The sequence below is a fragment of the Streptomyces sp. 3330 genome, from assembly GCF_031456635.1.
Taxonomy (GTDB): domain Bacteria; phylum Actinomycetota; class Actinomycetes; order Streptomycetales; family Streptomycetaceae; genus Streptomyces.
Window position 1 is genome coordinate 1 of record NZ_JAVDVA010000017.1, and the last position, 15292, is coordinate 15292.

General features: G+C 73.0%; 13 protein-coding genes. 12 read left to right on the top strand and 1 reads right to left on the bottom strand.

From position 1 onward, the window contains the following. Window positions 1-403: 403 nt before the first annotated feature. Entirely contained in the window at window positions 404-685 is a 282-nt protein-coding gene (locus J2X68_RS25945) for an HU family DNA-binding protein (protein ID WP_004000874.1), read from the top strand. A gap of 242 nt (window positions 686-927) precedes the next feature. Here J2X68_RS25945 and murA read toward each other — a convergent pair whose 3' ends face one another. Beyond that, complete coding sequence (gene murA / locus J2X68_RS25950; RefSeq protein WP_310434994.1) at window positions 928-2274, bottom strand: UDP-N-acetylglucosamine 1-carboxyvinyltransferase; 1347 nt, start codon at window positions 2272-2274, stop codon at window positions 928-930. 278 nt (window positions 2275-2552) lie between these two features. Here murA and J2X68_RS25955 point away from each other — a divergent pair, with 278 nt between their 5' ends. The 11 genes from J2X68_RS25955 to J2X68_RS26005 all read left to right on the top strand — a co-directional run bounded on the left by J2X68_RS25955 (window position 2553) and on the right by J2X68_RS26005 (window position 15275). Continuing rightward, a complete protein-coding gene (locus tag J2X68_RS25955) occupies window positions 2553-3125 on the top strand; it encodes a YqgE/AlgH family protein (protein WP_310435147.1) in 573 nt (190 codons plus the stop codon). 42 nt (window positions 3126-3167) lie between these two features. Beyond that, window positions 3168-3467: a DUF3039 domain-containing protein gene (locus J2X68_RS25960; RefSeq protein WP_078616040.1), complete on the top strand. Its 300-nt coding sequence runs from the start codon at window positions 3168-3170 to the stop codon at window positions 3465-3467. Window positions 3468-3732: 265 nt separating this feature from the next. Then, entirely contained in the window at window positions 3733-5028 is a 1296-nt protein-coding gene (locus J2X68_RS25965) for an extracellular solute-binding protein (RefSeq protein WP_310434995.1), read from the top strand. After that, window positions 5025-6032: an ABC transporter permease subunit gene (locus J2X68_RS25970; protein WP_310434996.1), complete on the top strand. Its 1008-nt coding sequence runs from the start codon at window positions 5025-5027 to the stop codon at window positions 6030-6032. The genes J2X68_RS25965 and J2X68_RS25970 overlap by 4 nt, the downstream gene beginning before the upstream one ends. An 11-nt stretch (window positions 6033-6043) precedes the next feature. Further along, window positions 6044-6889, top strand: coding sequence for a carbohydrate ABC transporter permease (locus J2X68_RS25975; protein ID WP_310434997.1), 846 nt, complete (start codon window positions 6044-6046; stop codon window positions 6887-6889). Between the two features lies 1 nt (window position 6890). Then, a complete protein-coding gene (locus tag J2X68_RS25980; protein ID WP_310434998.1) occupies window positions 6891-8531 on the top strand; it encodes a beta-N-acetylhexosaminidase in 1641 nt (546 codons plus the stop codon). Between the two features lie 237 nt (window positions 8532-8768). Beyond that, window positions 8769-9662 carry a xanthine dehydrogenase family protein subunit M gene (locus tag J2X68_RS25985; RefSeq protein WP_171397581.1) on the top strand — a complete coding sequence of 298 codons (894 nt, stop codon included), beginning with the start codon at window positions 8769-8771 and terminating at the stop codon, window positions 9660-9662. Next, on the top strand, window positions 9659-11434 hold the full coding sequence (locus tag J2X68_RS25990; RefSeq protein ID WP_310434999.1) for a 2Fe-2S iron-sulfur cluster-binding protein: 1776 nt from the start codon (window positions 9659-9661) through the stop codon (window positions 11432-11434). The genes J2X68_RS25985 and J2X68_RS25990 overlap by 4 nt, the downstream gene beginning before the upstream one ends. Then, entirely contained in the window at window positions 11431-13740 is a 2310-nt protein-coding gene (locus J2X68_RS25995; protein WP_310435000.1) for a molybdopterin cofactor-binding domain-containing protein, read from the top strand. Before J2X68_RS25990 ends, J2X68_RS25995 begins: the two co-directional genes overlap by 4 nt. Beyond that, the gene (locus tag J2X68_RS26000; RefSeq protein ID WP_310435001.1) at window positions 13737-13865 is read left to right on the top strand and encodes a hypothetical protein; all 129 of its coding nucleotides are present in this window, start codon (window positions 13737-13739) and stop codon (window positions 13863-13865) included. The genes J2X68_RS25995 and J2X68_RS26000 overlap by 4 nt, the downstream gene beginning before the upstream one ends. 189 nt (window positions 13866-14054) lie before the next feature. Continuing rightward, window positions 14055-15275 carry an SUKH-4 family immunity protein gene (locus tag J2X68_RS26005; RefSeq protein ID WP_310435002.1) on the top strand — a complete coding sequence of 407 codons (1221 nt, stop codon included), beginning with the start codon at window positions 14055-14057 and terminating at the stop codon, window positions 15273-15275. The last annotated feature ends 17 nt before the right edge of the window (window positions 15276-15292 follow it).

Below are 15292 nucleotides of genomic sequence, written 5' to 3' on the forward strand. Positions count from 1 at the left end.
GCTCAACCCGAACTACATCATCCCGAGCGTCTTCAACGACAAGGTCGCCGGCGCGGTGGCGGGTGCCGTGCGGGAGGCCGCGAAGGCGGCCGGAGCGTCGGCCTCGTAGGCTCGGGGCACCGGGTGTGCGGGGGCTGTGAGGATCGCCACGGTGGCCCCCGCCACGGCGCGTCGCGGAACCTCGCGCCGCGGACGGCCCTCTAGGGTTGCGCCCGACCCAACCGCCCTTCGTGTGACTCCCAAGGGTTGTCTCACGACTCCGAGCGGGTGCCGGATTGGCTTTCGCGCCGCTGGTAGGGGCAGGATGCGTCTCTGGGCGCGTGCACAACGACTTCGCTGTGCCCAACATGCGGCTCCGCCGCGTGGCACGCCGCAACGGCAAGAAGAACACGGGAGTAACAACATGAACCGCAGTGAGCTGGTGGCCGCGCTGGCCGACCGCGCCGAGGTGACCCGCAAGGACGCCGACGCAGTGCTGGCCGCGTTCGCCGAGGTCGTCGGCGACATCGTCTCCAAGGGCGACGAGAAGGTCACGATCCCCGGCTTCCTGACCTTCGAGCGCACCCACCGTGCCGCTCGCACCGCCCGCAACCCGCAGACCGGCGACCCGATCCAGATCCCGGCCGGCTACAGCGTCAAGGTCTCCGCGGGCTCGAAGCTCAAGGAAGCCGCCAAGGGCAAGTAAGCGCTCCGTCGGAGCGCCGTGGGTAGCTGCGGGCCGCCTGGCGGCTGGTCGCGCAGTTCCCCGGCGCCTCTCGACGGCGCGTCCGCGCCACGAGCGCGGAAAACGCCGATGGGGCGGCCACCCGGTTCCGGGTGGCCGCCCCATCGGCGTATCGGCGTGCGGTGCCCCTGGAGGGCCGTCTCGGGCCCCCGGCCGGGAGGCGGGGCGTTCCTGGCCGGGGCGAGCGGGTGGGGTGGGCCGGGTCAGCCGAGCGCTTTGCCCGGCAGCTCGACCTTCGCGCCCAGTTCCACGAGCTTCTCCATGAAGTTCTCGTAGCCGCGGTTGATGAGGTCGATGCCGTGGACCCGGGAGGTGCCCTGGGCCGCGAGGGCGGCGATCAGGTACGAGAAGCCGCCGCGCAGGTCGGGGATGACCAGGTCGGCGCCCTGGAGCTTCGTGGGGCCGGACACGACCGCGGAGTGCAGGAAGTTGCGCTGCCCGAAGCGGCAGTCGGAGCCGCCGAGGCACTCGCGGTACAGCTGGATGTGGGCGCCCATCTGGTTCAGCGCGGAGGTGAAGCCCAGGCGGGACTCGTAGACCGTCTCGTGGATGATCGAGAGGCCGGTGGCCTGCGTCAGGGCGACGACCAGCGGCTGCTGCCAGTCCGTCTGGAAGCCGGGGTGGACGTCCGTCTCCAGCGCGATGGACTTCAGCTGGCCGCCGGGGTGCCAGAAGCGGATCCCCTCGTCGTCGATCTCGAAGGCGCCGCCCACCTTGCGGTAGGTGTTCAGGAACGTCATCATCGAGCGCTGCTGGGCGCCGCGGACGTAGATGTTGCCTTCGGTCGCCAGCGCCGCGGAAGCCCAGGAAGCGGCCTCCAGGCGGTCCGACAGGGCGGCGTGGTTGTAGCCGCCGAGCTTGTCGACACCGGTGATGCGGATCGTGCGGTCGGTGTCCATCGCGATGATGGCGCCCATCTTCTGGAGCACGCAGATGAGATCCTCGATCTCCGGCTCCACCGCCGCGTTCGAGAGCTCGGTGACGCCCTCCGCCAGGACGGCGGTCAGCAGCACCTGCTCGGTCGCGCCGACCGACGGGTACGGCAGCACGATCTTCGTGCCGCGCAGCCGCTGCGGGGCCTCCAGGTACTGGCCGTCCTCCCGCTTCTCGATCTTCGCGCCGAACTGCCGGAGCACGTCGAAGTGGAAGTCGATGGGCCGGCCGCCGATGTCGCAGCCGCCCAGGCCCGGGATGAACGCGTGGCCGAGGCGGTGCAGGAGCGGGCCGCAGAACAGGATCGGGATGCGGCTCGAACCCGCGTGGGCGTCGATGTCGGCGACGTTGGCGCTCTCCACGTAGGTCGGGTCGAGCACCAGCTCGCCCGGCTCCTCGCCCGGCCGGACCGTCACACCGTGCAGCTGGAGCAGGCCGCGTACGACCCGCACGTCACGGATGTCCGGAACGTTGCGCAGCCGACTCGGCTCACTGCCCAGCAGGGCGGCGACCATGGCCTTGGGTACGAGGTTCTTCGCACCGCGGACACGGATCTCGCCCTCGAGCGGGGTGCCGCCGTGGACAAGCAGTACGTCGTCAGAGCCGTTGACGGTCATGTATCTCGCGTTCCATGGATGGTGGATTGGGGCAAGGGCCGTTGGTGTAGGGGGCAGGGCCAGATGAGACAGAGTAATCGCCGTGGACCCCTGTCCCGTAAGCCCAGGGACCGCCCAGGTAGGTCATAGCTGTGTCACAACACGAACCGTTTCCCACCGGGCACATGCGGTCACCACCGCCCGTCCTGCGGGCCCGTGCGCCCGCACCGCGCCCGTGCGCGTCCCGTGTGTCCGCATTGGCTCCCCACTTCGCGGGAAGATGCGGGATCATGTCTGGCATGACCGAGGTGTCCTCGCTCACCGGGCGGCTGCTCGTGGCAACGCCCGCCCTGGCGGACCCGAACTTCGACCGTGCGGTGGTGCTCCTCCTCGACCACGACGAGGAGGGCTCCCTCGGTGTCGTCCTCAACCGGCCCACACCGGTGGGCGTGGGCGACATCCTGGAGGGCTGGGCGGATCTCACCGGTGAGCCCGGCGTCGTCTTCCAGGGCGGCCCGGTGTCCCTCGACTCGGCCCTCGGAATCGCCGTCATCCCGGGCGGCGCGGCCGTCGACGGCACCCCGCTCGGCTGGCGGCGGGTGCACGGCGCGATCGGCCTCGTCGACCTGGAGGCCCCGCCGGAGCTCCTGGCCTCGGCCCTCGGCTCCCTGCGGATCTTCGCCGGATACGCCGGCTGGGGCCCGGGCCAGCTGGAGGACGAGCTGGGCGAGGGCGCCTGGTACGTCGTGGAGTCCGAGCCGGGCGACGTCTCCTCGCCGTCCCCCGAGAGACTCTGGCGCGAGGTGCTGCGCCGCCAGCGCAGCGAACTCGCGATGGTGGCGACGTATCCGGACGACGCCTCGCTCAACTGACGGGGGTGAGCTTCGGTACGCGGCTTCAGTACCCTTGGCGCTATGAGCACTCTTGAGCCTGAGACCCAGCCCCAGCGAGGCACTGGGACGGGAACCCTCGTAGAGCCGACGCCGCAGGTGTCGCACGGCGACGGGGACCACGAGCGCTACGCCCACTACGTCCAGAAGGACAAGATCATGGCGAGCGCCCTCGACGGGACGCCCGTCGTGGCGCTGTGCGGCAAGGTCTGGGTGCCCGGCCGCGATCCGAAGAAGTACCCCGTCTGCCCCATGTGCAAGGAGATCTTCGAGTCCATGGCCGGCGGCGGCGACGACAAGGGCAAGGGCGGCGACAAGAAGTAGCCGCAGAGACTTTCCGGGGCCCCCGGGGCGCGTGATGACGCGCCCCGGGGGCCTTCGCGTGTTCCGGCGCCGGCCTCCCGGCGGGCCCTGCCGCCTTGTCGCCGTCTGCCCCCTCGTGCCGCCTTTGTCGTTGCACGGGGTGCGTCGGGTGGTCACAGAGTGGTTGAGACCTCTTGTCGGTGCGTTCCCGCAGTCCCTAGCCTCCGGTGTGTTGTGCAGAGCGAAACAGTCATTGCATATGTTGCAACGCTCGGAGGAACGCGCCATGAAGCTCCCCATCCGGCCGGCCGCGCTCGCGGCCGCCGCCCTGGTCGTCGCGGCCTGCGCCCCCCAGACATCCGACAACTCCTCTTCCGGCAGGGACGACACGACGGGCACCCTGCGCGTCTGGCTGTTCCAGGAGGTCGGCAACAAGCCCAAGGAACAGGTCGTCGACTCGGTCGTCGCGGCCTTCGAGAAGGCCCACGAGGGCGCGAAGGTCGACGTCGAGTACATCCCGGTCGACACCCGCGCCCAGCGCGTCAAGGCCGCCTTCAACGACCCCGGTTCCGCTCCCGACGTCATGGAGTACGGCAACACCGACACGGCCGGCTACGTCCACGACGGCGGACTCCTGGACGTCACCGAGGACTTCGGCGACTGGAGCGAGGCCGGCACGACGGACCCCACCGCCAGGCAGTCCGTCACCGTCGACGGCAAGCTCTACGGCGCCCCCTTCTACGTCGGCGTCCGCGCCCTGTACTACCGCACGGACGTCTTCGAGGAACTCGGTCTGGCCGTCCCGCGGACGATGACCGAGCTGGCGGCCACCGCCCGCAGGATCCGCGCCGCCAAGCCCGACCTGTACGGCTTGGCGGTCGGCGGCGCCTACACCTACGGCGCGATGCCCTTCGTGTGGGCCAACGGCGGTGAACTCGCCACCGGCAAGGGCGGCTCGTACGCCTCCGGCATCGACAGCGCGGCCGCCCGGAAGGGCATCGCCGCGTACACGTCCCTCTTCTCCGACGACAACTGCCCCGCGGCCAAGTGCGCGGGCATGGGCGGCAACGACACCGTCACCGCGTTCGCCGCGGGCAAGGCGGGCATGGCGATCGGCGGCGACTTCAGCCACAAGGCCGTGGAGGCCGGCAAGGTGAAGGACGAGTACGCCGTCGTGCCGCTGCCGGGTGTGACGTCCGGCTCGATCGCCCCGGCCTTCGCGGGCGGCAACAACATCGGGGTGCTGAAGAGCACCTCGCACCGCACCCTCGCCGTCCGGCTGATGGAGGCCCTCGCCTCGAAGAAGACCCAGGCCTCGCTGTTCGACGCGATGGGCTTCCTGCCCACGTTCACGGACGTCCGGGACCAGGCCGCCGCGAAGGAACCCTTCGTGAAGCCCTTCGTGCAGACCCTGGCCGCCGGGACGAAGTTCGTGCCCGCGTCGCCCGCCTGGTCGCAGATCGACTCCTCCCTGGTCCTGCCGACGATGTTCCAGGAGGTCGTCAGCGGCAGGAAGGACGTGGCCGCGGCCTCGGCGGAGGCGGCGAAGAAGATGGACGCCGCGTTCGGCTCCGCCGGATGACGCCGGTGACCACCCACGGCCCGGGGACGGCGGGCCGCCGGCGACCGCGGGCGGCCGGCGGCCGGTCGCACCCGGGCGCCGACGGCCGCACACCCGGCAGGGCCCCGCGCCCCCCGGCGGGCCGCGGCGGGCGGGCGCGGACGGCGCCCTGGCTCTACCTCGCGCCCGCTCTCGTCGTCCTCGCCGCGCTGCTCGCCTACCCCGTCTACCAGCTCGGCCTGATCTCGCTCTTCCGCTACACCCAGGCCCAGGTCAGCGGCGGGGAGCCCACCGCCTTCCGGGGCCTCGGCAACTACGCGGACGTCTTCTCGGACGACCGGTTCTGGCAGGTGCTCCTGTCGACGGTCGTCTTCGCGGCGGCCTGTGTGGTCTCCACCCTCGCCGTCGGCTGCGCGCTCGCCGTGCTCCTCACGCGCGTGCGTGCCGTGCCGAGGCTCGCGCTGATGCTGGCCGCGATGGGCGCCTGGGCGACCCCCGCGGTCACCGGTTCCACGGTCTGGCTGTTCCTGTTCGACCCGGACTTCGGCCCGGTGAACCGGCTGCTGGGCCTCGGCGACCACTCCTGGACGTACGGCCGCTTCAGCGCCTTCTTCCTCGTCCTGCTCGAAGTGGTCTGGTGCTCCTTCCCGTTCGTGATGGTCACCGTCTACGCAGGGATCCGCTCCGTGCCGTCGGAGGTTCTGGAGGCGGCCGCCCTGGACGGCGCCTCGCAGTGGCGGATCTGGCGGTCCGTGCTGGCCCCGATGCTGCGGCCGATCCTCGTGGTCGTCACCATCCAGTCGGTCATCTGGGACTTCAAGGTCTTCACCCAGATCTACGTGATGACGAACGGGGGCGGCATCGCCGGCCAGAACCTCGTCCTGAACGTGTACGCCTACCAACAGGCCTTCGCGTCCTCGCAGTACGGCCTCGGCTCGGCGATCGGCGTGGTGATGCTGCTGATCCTGCTCGCCGTCACGCTGGCGTACCTGCGGCTGCTGCGCCGGCAGGGGGAGGAACTGTGAAAGGAGCGGGCGTGCGTTCCGTGCGGGGCCTGGTCGCCCGTCCGTGGCGGTTCGCCGCCGAGGCCTGCGCGTTGCTGGTCGCGGTGGTCGTCGCCTTCCCGCTCTACTGGATGGTGCTGGGCGCCTTCAAACCGGCCGGGGAGATCCGTTCCGGCGAGCCGCGGCCGTGGACGCTCGCGCCTTCGCCGGATTCCTTCCGGCGCGTCTTCGGGCAACAGGAATTCGGCCGCTACTTCCTCAACAGCGTGGTCGTGGCGGCCGCGGTGGTGATCGCCTCCGGACTGATCGCGTTTCTCGCCGCGACCGCCGTGACCCGATTCCGCTTCCGCTTCCGCACCACCTTGCTGATCATGTTCCTGGTGGCCCAGATGGTGCCCGTGGAGGCGCTGACGATCCCGTTGTTCTTCCTCATGCGGGACCTCGGTCAGCTGAACACCCTGGGCTCGCTGATCCTGCCGCACATCGCCTTCTCGCTGCCCTTCGCGATCTGGATGCTGAGAGGGTTCGTGAAAGCGGTTCCGGAGGCGCTGGAGGAGGCCGCGTACCTCGACGGGGCGAGCCGTACGCGCTTTCTGTGGCAGATCCTTTTCCCGCTCGTCCTGCCCGGTCTGGTGGCCACGAGCGTGTTTTCCTTCATCTCCGCCTGGAACGACTTCCTGTTCGCGAAATCCTTCATCATCAGCGACACGTCGCAGTCGACCCTGCCGATGGCCCTGCTGGTCTTCTACAAGCCGGACGACCCCGACTGGGGCGGCGTGATGGCCGGTTCCACGGTCATGACGATTCCGGTTCTCGTGTTCTTCGTACTCGTACAGCGACGGCTGGTCTCCGGGCTGGGCGGAGCGGTAAAGGACTGATGTGACTTCTGCCGTCGACCGCGTCGACCTCGTCCCCGCGCCGCGTGCCGTGGACGGCCCCGGGCCCTGCCGCGTCGGCATCGACGAGCGCACCACCGTATGGGCCGCGCCCGGCACGGAGGGCACCGAACGCTGGCTGCGCGCCACCCTCGGCGCGGCCTTCGGCCTGCCCCTGCGGCCCGGGCCGCCGGACGCGCGCGACTCCGTGCGGCTCTGTCCGGACGACACGATGGAGCCGGAGGCGTACAGGCTGAGCGTCCTCGCCGGCCGGGGCGTCGAGATCCGCGGCGGGGGCCCGGCCGGCGTCTTCTGGGGCGCGCAGACGCTGCGTCAGCTGCTCGGCAGGGACGCCTTCCGGCGCGCCCCCGTGCGGCCGGGGGCCACCTGCGGCATTCCGCACCAGATCATCGAGGACGCGCCCCGCTTCCGCTGGCGCGGCCTCATGCTCGACGTCGCCCGGCACTTCATGCCCAAGGACGGCGTCCTGCGCTACCTGGATCTGATGGCGGCCCACAAACTCAACGTGTTCCACTTCCATCTGACGGACGACCAGGGCTGGCGGATCGAGATCGAGAGGTACCCCCGGCTGACCGAGGTCGGTTCCTGGCGGGTGCGCACGAAAAGCGGTCACCGGGCCTCACCGCTGTGGGACGAGAAGCCGCACGGTGGCTTCTACACGCAGGACGACATCCGGGAGATCGTCGCCTACGCCGCCGAGCGGCATATCACCGTGGTCCCCGAAATCGACCTGCCGGGCCACTCGCAGGCCGCGATCGCCGCCTATCCGGAACTCGGCAACACCGACGTCGTCGACACCACGGCCCTCTCCGTGTGGGACACCTGGGGGATCAATCCCCACGTGCTCGCCCCCACCGACGGCACCCTGCGCTTCTACGAGGGGGTCTTCGAGGAAGTACTGGAGCTGTTCCCCTCGGAGTTCCTTCACGTCGGGGGTGACGAATGCCTCAAGGACCAGTGGAGGCGGTCGCCGACCGCGCAGGCCCGCATCAGGGAACTCGGACTCGCCGACGAGGACCAGCTCCAGTCCTGGTTCATCCGGCACTTCGACACCTGGCTCTCGGCGCGCGGACGCCGGCTCATCGGCTGGGACGAGATCCTGGAGGGCGGACTGGCGGACGGGGCGGCCGTGTCGTCCTGGCGCGGCTACGCGGGCGGGATCGCCGCCGCGCGGGCCGGGCACGACGTCGTGATGTGCCCCGAGCAGCAGGTGTACCTGGACCACCGGCAGGACGGCGGCGCGGACGAGCCCGTGCCGATCGGGTACGTACGCACCCTGGAGGACGTCTACCGGTTCGAACCCGTTCCCGCGGAGCTGACGCCGGAGGAGGCCGCGCACGTGCTCGGCGCGCAGGCCAACCTGTGGACCGAGGTGATGGAGGACCCCGCGCGGGTGGACTACCAGGCCTTCCCGCGGCTCGCCGCCTTCGCCGAGGTCGCCTGGAGCGCCCTGCCCGCCCCGGCGGAGCGGGACTTCGCCGGCTTCGAGCGGCGGATGGGGGCCCACTACGAGCGGCTCGACGCGCTGGGCGTCGGCTACCGGCCGCCGACCGGTCCCCGGCCGTGGCAGCGGCGGCCCGGCGTCCTGGGCCGTCCGATCGACGGGCCGCCCCCGAACCGGTGACACCGCCCGTCCCGGATAAACCCCGGCACGGACACCGAAGAGTGGCAATTCGCGCGCACCGGTGATGGCGGGCGAAAACGGACCATCTCCGCGGTGAGGTGGGCGAATGCCTCCTAGCGGACCCCCGCGTTCGGGTGTTGCGAAGATGTGCCAGAGTTGCCACGTCCGCCCTGTCAGCACGTACCGTACGGCAGCACAGGTGGGACCAGGTGGGGCAGCGGGAAGGGGCAGCCGGTTTTGACCACGCACGCACCGCAGGCGGGGCAGGCCGTCACGCTGCCCACGACGCTGGACGAGGCCGTGGCGGCGCTCGCCGCCATGCCCGCCGCCGTGCCCGTGGCCGGTGGCACCGACCTGATGGCCGCCGTCAACTCGGGGCAGCTCAGGCCCACCGGACTGGTCGGCCTCGGCCGCATCAGCGAGATCCGCGGCTGGCAGTACCAGGACGGCCACGCGCTGCTCGGCGCCGGACTCACCCACGCGCGCATGGGCCGCCCCGACTTCGCCGCCCTGATCCCGGCGCTCGCCGCGGCCGCCCGCGCCGCCGGCCCGCCGCAGATCCGCAACGCGGGCACCCTCGGCGGCAACATCGCCTCGGCCGCTCCCACGGGCGACGCGCTGCCCGTGCTGGCCGCGCTGGAGGCGACCCTGATCATCGCGGGCCCGGGCGGAGCCCGCCGTGAGATGCCGGTGTCGCACCTGCTGGCCGGCATGGAGATGCTGCGCGGCGGCGAGCTCATCGGGTACGTGCGCGTGCCGCTGCTGCACGCCCCGCAGATCTTCCTGAAGGCGACCGGCCGCACCGGCCCCGGCCGCGCGGTGGCCTCTGTGGCGCTGGTGCTCGACCCCGCCCGGCGCGGCGTCCGGTGCGCCGTCGGAGCCATAGCGCCGATGCCGCTGCGGCCGCTGGAGGCCGAGCAGTGGGTCGCCCGGCTCATCGACTGGGACAACAACCGCACCATCGTCCCCGAGGCGCTGACCGCCTTCGGGGAGTACGTCGCCGCCGCCTGCATCCCCGACCCGGTGCCGGGCGTGGACGGCTCCGTACCGGAACTTCCGCCCGCCGTACTGCACCTGCGGCGCACCGTCGCCGCGCTGGCCCGACGAGCACTGGGGAGGGCGCTGTCGTGAGCGACGACCAGCACGGACCCGGACACGGACAGGAAGACGGGCAGGGCCAGGGCGCGCCGCAGGGCGGCGGCCGCTGGGACCCGCTGCCCCAGGGGGACTACGACGACGGCGCGACCGCCTTCGTGAAGCTCCCCGAGGGCGGCATCGACGCCTTCCTGGCCGCCCGCGGCGACAGCCCGCTCGCCGCGCCCGGTCACGGGTACGTGCCGCCGCAGATAGCGGTGGCGCCCCCCACGGACGGCACCGGAACCTGGGCGGCCCCGGCCGGCGGCTCCGACTGGCCCGCTCCGCAGGACACCCCGCAGACGGTCGGCGACGACCGGTTCACCTACCACCCGGGCGCGACCGGCCAGTGGGTCTTCGAGGACACCTCCGGGTCGTCCGGCGCTCCGGGCGCCGCGCCCGGCCACGACGTGACGGGCCAGTGGTCGATCCCCGTCGCGGGCGGCGACCTGCCCGACGAGTCGGGCGAGTTCACCACCTCGTCCCTGGTCGAGCAGTGGGGCGGCACGCCCCCGGCCACCCTGCCCGGCGGCGCGTCCGCGCCCTGGGCGACGGAACCGGCGGGCCCGGCGGACCACGGCGTGCCGGACCGGACGTGGGCACAGCACACCGACGAGACCGGCCCGGCCGCGCGACCGGCGACGGAGCTGCCCGACTTCGGGCACCCGCAGGAGCACGGCCCGGCGGCCGCGGACCCCGGCCGGCGCCACCCCGGCGACGAGCACGGCGGGCAGCACGCGCACCCGAACGGGACGTTCGCCCCCGAGATCTCCGCCGAGGCGTACACGGTCGCCCCCGGCCGGTCCCCGGAGACCGCCGGGCGGGACGCTCAGCGGGCCGCTGAGGCCGACGGGAGCGCCGGGGCGCCCGCGGGCGCCGAGGACGCCCACGAGGCCGCCCACGAGCCCGCTGAGGCCGCCCACGGCCCCGCGGAGCCGTCCGACGGACCCGCCGACCCGCACGGGGCCCTGCCCGGTCCGGACGAGGCGCCCGAGGACCGGTCCGCCGCCGCCGGCACCGCGCACGAGCCCGAGGCGGACGACGCCCCCGGCGCCGCCGACCCGCGGTCCCCCGAGGCCGCCGGTCCCGACGGGGCCGCCGAGGAGCCGGACGACGCCCCGGCGCCGTTCCACGAGGAACACCCCCTCGCCGGCTACACGCTGCGCGTCAACGGCTCCGACCGCCCCGTCACCGACGCCTGGATCGGCGAGTCGCTGCTCTACGTCCTGCGCGAGCGGCTCGGCCTCGCCGGCGCCAAGGACGGCTGCTCGCAGGGCGAGTGCGGGGCCTGCAACGTCCAGGTCGACGGGCGGCTCGTCGCCTCCTGCCTGGTCCCGGCCGTCACCACCGCGGGCAGCGAGATCCGCACCGTCGAGGGCCTGGCCGTCGACGGGCAGCCCTCGGACGTCCAGCGGGCGCTCGCCCGGTGCGGCGCCGTGCAGTGCGGCTTCTGCGTGCCCGGCATGGCGATGACCGTGCACGACCTGCTGGAGGGCAACCCGGCCCCCACCGAGCTGGAGGCCCGCCAGGCCCTGTGCGGCAACCTGTGCCGCTGCTCCGGCTACCGGGGCGTCCTGCGGGCCGTCCAGGACGTTGTCGCCGAACGCGAGGCGGTCGCCGACGCCGAGACGGACGGCGACGAGGCGCGTATTCCGCACCAGGCGGGACCGGGCGCCGGAGGCGTCCACCCGTCGGCGTTCGAGAATCCCGCACAGCCCCACCCGCACGACCCGGCGTACGGACAGGGCCAGGACGGAGGCCAGGCGTGAGCAACGAGACAGTCACCGCGACGACCGCCGTGGACCCCGCCCCGGCCGCCGAGCCGATCCCGCACGGCCTCGGCGCCTCCCTGCAGCCCGCCGACGCGCGTGCCAAGACCGAGGGCACCTTCCCGTACGCGGCCGACCTGTGGGCCGAGGGCCTGCTGTGGGCTGCCGTCCTGCGCTCGCCGCACCCGCACGCGCGCATCGTGTCCATCGACACGTCCCACGCGCGGGAGATGCCCGGCGTCCGTGCCGTCGTCACCCACGAGGACGTCCCCGGCCGCGCCCTGCACGGCCGCGGCAAGGCCGACCGGCCGGTGTTCGCGTCCGACGTCGTACGCCACCACGGCGAGCCCATCGCGGCCGTCGCCGCCGACCACCCGGACACCGCGCGGATGGCCGCCGCCGCCGTCATCGTCGAGTACGAGGTGCTCGACCCGGTGATCGACCCCGAGCAGGCCTTCGAGGCGGAGGCGCTGCACCCCGACGGCAACCTGATCCGGCACATCCCGCTGCACCACGGCGACCCGGCCGCGGCCGGTGAGGTCGTCGTCGAGGGCCAGTACCGCATCGGCCGCGCCGACCCCGCCCCGATCGGCGCCGAGGCCGGCCTCGCCGTGCCCCGCCCGGACGGCGGCGTGGAGCTGTACCTCGCCTCCACCGACCCGCACACCGACCGCGACACCGCCGCCGCCTGCTACGGCCTCGAACCCGAGCGCGTGAAGATCGTGGTCACCGGTGTGCCCGGCGCCACCGCCGACCGCGAGGACCAGGGCTTCCAGCTCCCGCTCGGCCTGCTCGCGCTGAAGACCGGCTGCCCGGTGAAACTCACGGCCACGCGCGAGGAGTCCTTCCTCGGCCACGCCCACAGACACCCGACGCTGCTGCGCTACCGCCACCACGCCGACGCCGACGGCCGGCTGGTGAAGGTCGAGGCGCAGATCCTGCTGGACGCGGGCGCGTACGCGGACACCTCCGCCGAGGCCCTCGCCGCCGCCGTCTCCTTCGCCTGCGGTCCCTACGTCGTCCCGAACGCCTTCATCGAGGGCTGGGCGGTCCGCACGAACAACCCGCCGTCGGGCCACGTCCGCGGCGAGGGCGCGATGCAGGTCTGCGCCGCCTACGAGGCGCAGATGGACAAGCTGGCGAAGAAGCTCGGCGTCGACCCCGCGGAGCTGCGGCTGCGCAACGCCATGGCGACCGGGGACGTCCTGCCGACCGGCCAGACGGTGACCTGCCCGGCCCCCGTGGCCGAACTCCTCCAGGCCGTCCAGGAGTTCCCCCTGCCGGCGCTCCCCAAGGACACGCCCGAGGAGGACTGGCTGCTGCCCGGCGGCCCCGAGGGCGCGGGCGAACCGGGCGCGGTGCGCCGGGGCGTCGGCTACGGCCTCGGCATGGTGCACATGCTGGGCGCGGAAGGCGCCGACGAGGTCTCCACGGCGACCGTGAAGGTCCAGGACGGCATCGCCACGGTCCTGTGCGCGGCGGTGGAGACGGGCCAGGGCTTCACGACGCTGGCCCGCCAGATCGTCCAGGAGACGCTCGGCGTCGACGAGGTGCACGTGGCCCCCGTCGACACCGACCAGCCGCCCGCGGGCCCCGGCTGCCGGGGCCGCCACACGTGGGTCTCGGGCGGCGCGGTGGAACGCGCGGCGAAGATGGTCCGCACGCAACTGCTCCAGCCGCTGGCGCACAAGTTCGGCATGTCCACGGAGCTGCTCCAGATCACCGACGGCAAGATCACCTCGTACGACGGCGTCCTGTCGACGACCGTCACGGAGGAGATGCACGGCAAGGAGCTGTGGGCGACGGCCCAGTGCCGTCCGCACCCGACCGAGCCGCTGGACGCGGCCGGCCAGGGCGACGCGTTCGTCGGCCTCGCCTTCTGCGCGATCCGCGCGGTCGTGGACGTCGACATCGAACTCGGCTCGGTCCGGGTCGTCGAACTCGCGGTGGCCCAGGACGTCGGCCGCATCCTCAACCCGGCGCAGCTCACCGCGCGCATCGAGGCCGGTGTCACGCAGGGCGTCGGCATCGCGCTCACCGAGAACCTGCGCACGCCGAGGGGCCTGATCCGTCACCCCGACCTCACCGGCTACGCGCTGCCCACCGCCCTGGACGCCCCGGACATCAGGATCGTCAAGCTGGTCGAGGAACGCGACGTGGTCGCCCCGTTCGGCGCGAAGGCCGCCAGCGCGGTCCCGGTCGTGACCTCGCCCGCGGCGATCGCCTCCGCCGTGCGGGCCGCGACGGGCCGCCCGGTGAACCGGCTGCCGATAAGGCCCCAGGCGGCGGTCGTGACGGACCGGTGAGCGGGCCGGAGCCGGGTCCCCGGCAGTACGAGCCCGCGCCGGGCGCGGGCAGGCTGCTGGGCTGGATCGCGCTGTTCGTGGTGGCGGCGGTGGTCGTGGTGCTCGGCGGCGTGTACCTCACCTGAGGGGTGATCGGGCCGATCGGGCCGGAAAGGGAACTCGGGGTGCCGTCCCGACGTCTGTCAGTGCGTGACCGGTGACGGGTGCGCCGGGTGTGTCCCGGGTGCGCTCGCCGGTCACAGCCGTTGTCAGTGGCGCCGCATAGGCTGCGGAGCAGTGGGACGGCGCACGCAACTTTCCGCACGGGGGACCCGATGGGCACGACCAGGAGCACCACCGCCACGACGACGATCATCTTCACCGAGGACGAGCTGTACCCGTACGTCACGCACGCGCCGACGCGCCGCTGGCTCACCGGCCCCGGCCTGCCCGCGACCCCGGGCGACGCCGGCCTGCTGACGTTCGAGGCGCTGCGCACGGACGGCCTGCGCACGGTCGGCGACTCCACGGGCGACCCCGACGGCCGGCTGGCGGCGGAGCTGCGCGACCGGCTGGTCATAGGCGGGATCCTGGGCGCCGACGGCCGGGAGACGGAGTCGGTCCTGCTCGACGGGATGACGGGCGAGATCTCCACCACGTACTTCCTGCACGACCGCCCCGACCTGATGGACCTCCGCCCGCTCGCGCCCTCCCTGGAGAAGCTGGTGCGCTTCGCGACGGCGGTGGACGAACTGGCGGCGCTGCGCGGGCAGTTCGCCTGCTACGCGAGCCGGCTCGGTCCGCAGGCGGTGGCGCGGGCCTCGCGGCAGCTGCTGGCGGTCTTCGAGGAGGGCGCGCGGGACACGGGCGGCGCGTCCGGCCCCTTCTGGAAGCTGGCCGCGGTGATCCGCCCGCTGGCCCTGGTGGCGGGTCCGGGCACGGTGTCCGGCCTGGCCCTGGACCTCCCGGTCCGTCTCCTGGACGAGGAGTTCGGCGCCGGCGGGATCGTCCGCTTCGAGGACGTCGACTGCCCGAGGGAGCTGACGCACGCCCCGACCCGCCGCTTCCTGCGCGAGGTGGGCCTGCCGGAGGAGGTCGTCTGGTTCTCGCTGGAGACCGACACGCCGCTCCAGACCCTCGCCGAGTACTGCGCGGACGACCGCGAGGGCGCCGTGGCCGCCGAGCGGCTGCCGGCCGGCGCCGACCGGCTGATCCGGCTGGGCAGCCTCCTGGAGGACACCAGCCTGGTCGTCGACGGCGCCACGGGCGCGGTGCTGAGCTGGAGCGAGCCGGACCTCGGCCTGCGCCCGCTCAACGCCGACATCTCGACCCTGGCGTTCACCCTCTGGCTGATCCGCCGTGAGCGGACCCTGGACGCGGTGCACCGACTGACCGAGGCCTACGACCAGCTCGCCGAGACGATGTCCCGGACCCTGGCCGCGGTCGATCCCGTCGCCTGCGACCCGACCCCGGTGCCGGCCGTGCCCACGGACGACGGCCGGCGGTACTGGCCGGGCGTCTTCGAGGACGAGGCGGGCGGGGGCCTGTACGCGTAGCCCCGCGCCCGCACCGG

Coding starts and splice junctions, on each gene's coding strand:
- murA (WP_310434994.1), bottom strand. CDS start 2,274: ATGACCGTCAACGGCTCTGACGACGTACTGCTTGTCCACGGCGGCACC.
- J2X68_RS25965 (WP_310434995.1), top strand. CDS start 3,733: ATGAAGCTCCCCATCCGGCCGGCCGCGCTCGCGGCCGCCGCCCTGGTC.
- J2X68_RS25960 (WP_078616040.1), top strand. CDS start 3,168: ATGAGCACTCTTGAGCCTGAGACCCAGCCCCAGCGAGGCACTGGGACG.
- J2X68_RS25970 (WP_310434996.1), top strand. CDS start 5,025: ATGACGCCGGTGACCACCCACGGCCCGGGGACGGCGGGCCGCCGGCGA.
- J2X68_RS25955 (WP_310435147.1), top strand. CDS start 2,553: ATGACCGAGGTGTCCTCGCTCACCGGGCGGCTGCTCGTGGCAACGCCC.
- J2X68_RS25945 (WP_004000874.1), top strand. CDS start 404: ATGAACCGCAGTGAGCTGGTGGCCGCGCTGGCCGACCGCGCCGAGGTG.
- J2X68_RS26005 (WP_310435002.1), top strand. CDS start 14,055: ATGGGCACGACCAGGAGCACCACCGCCACGACGACGATCATCTTCACC.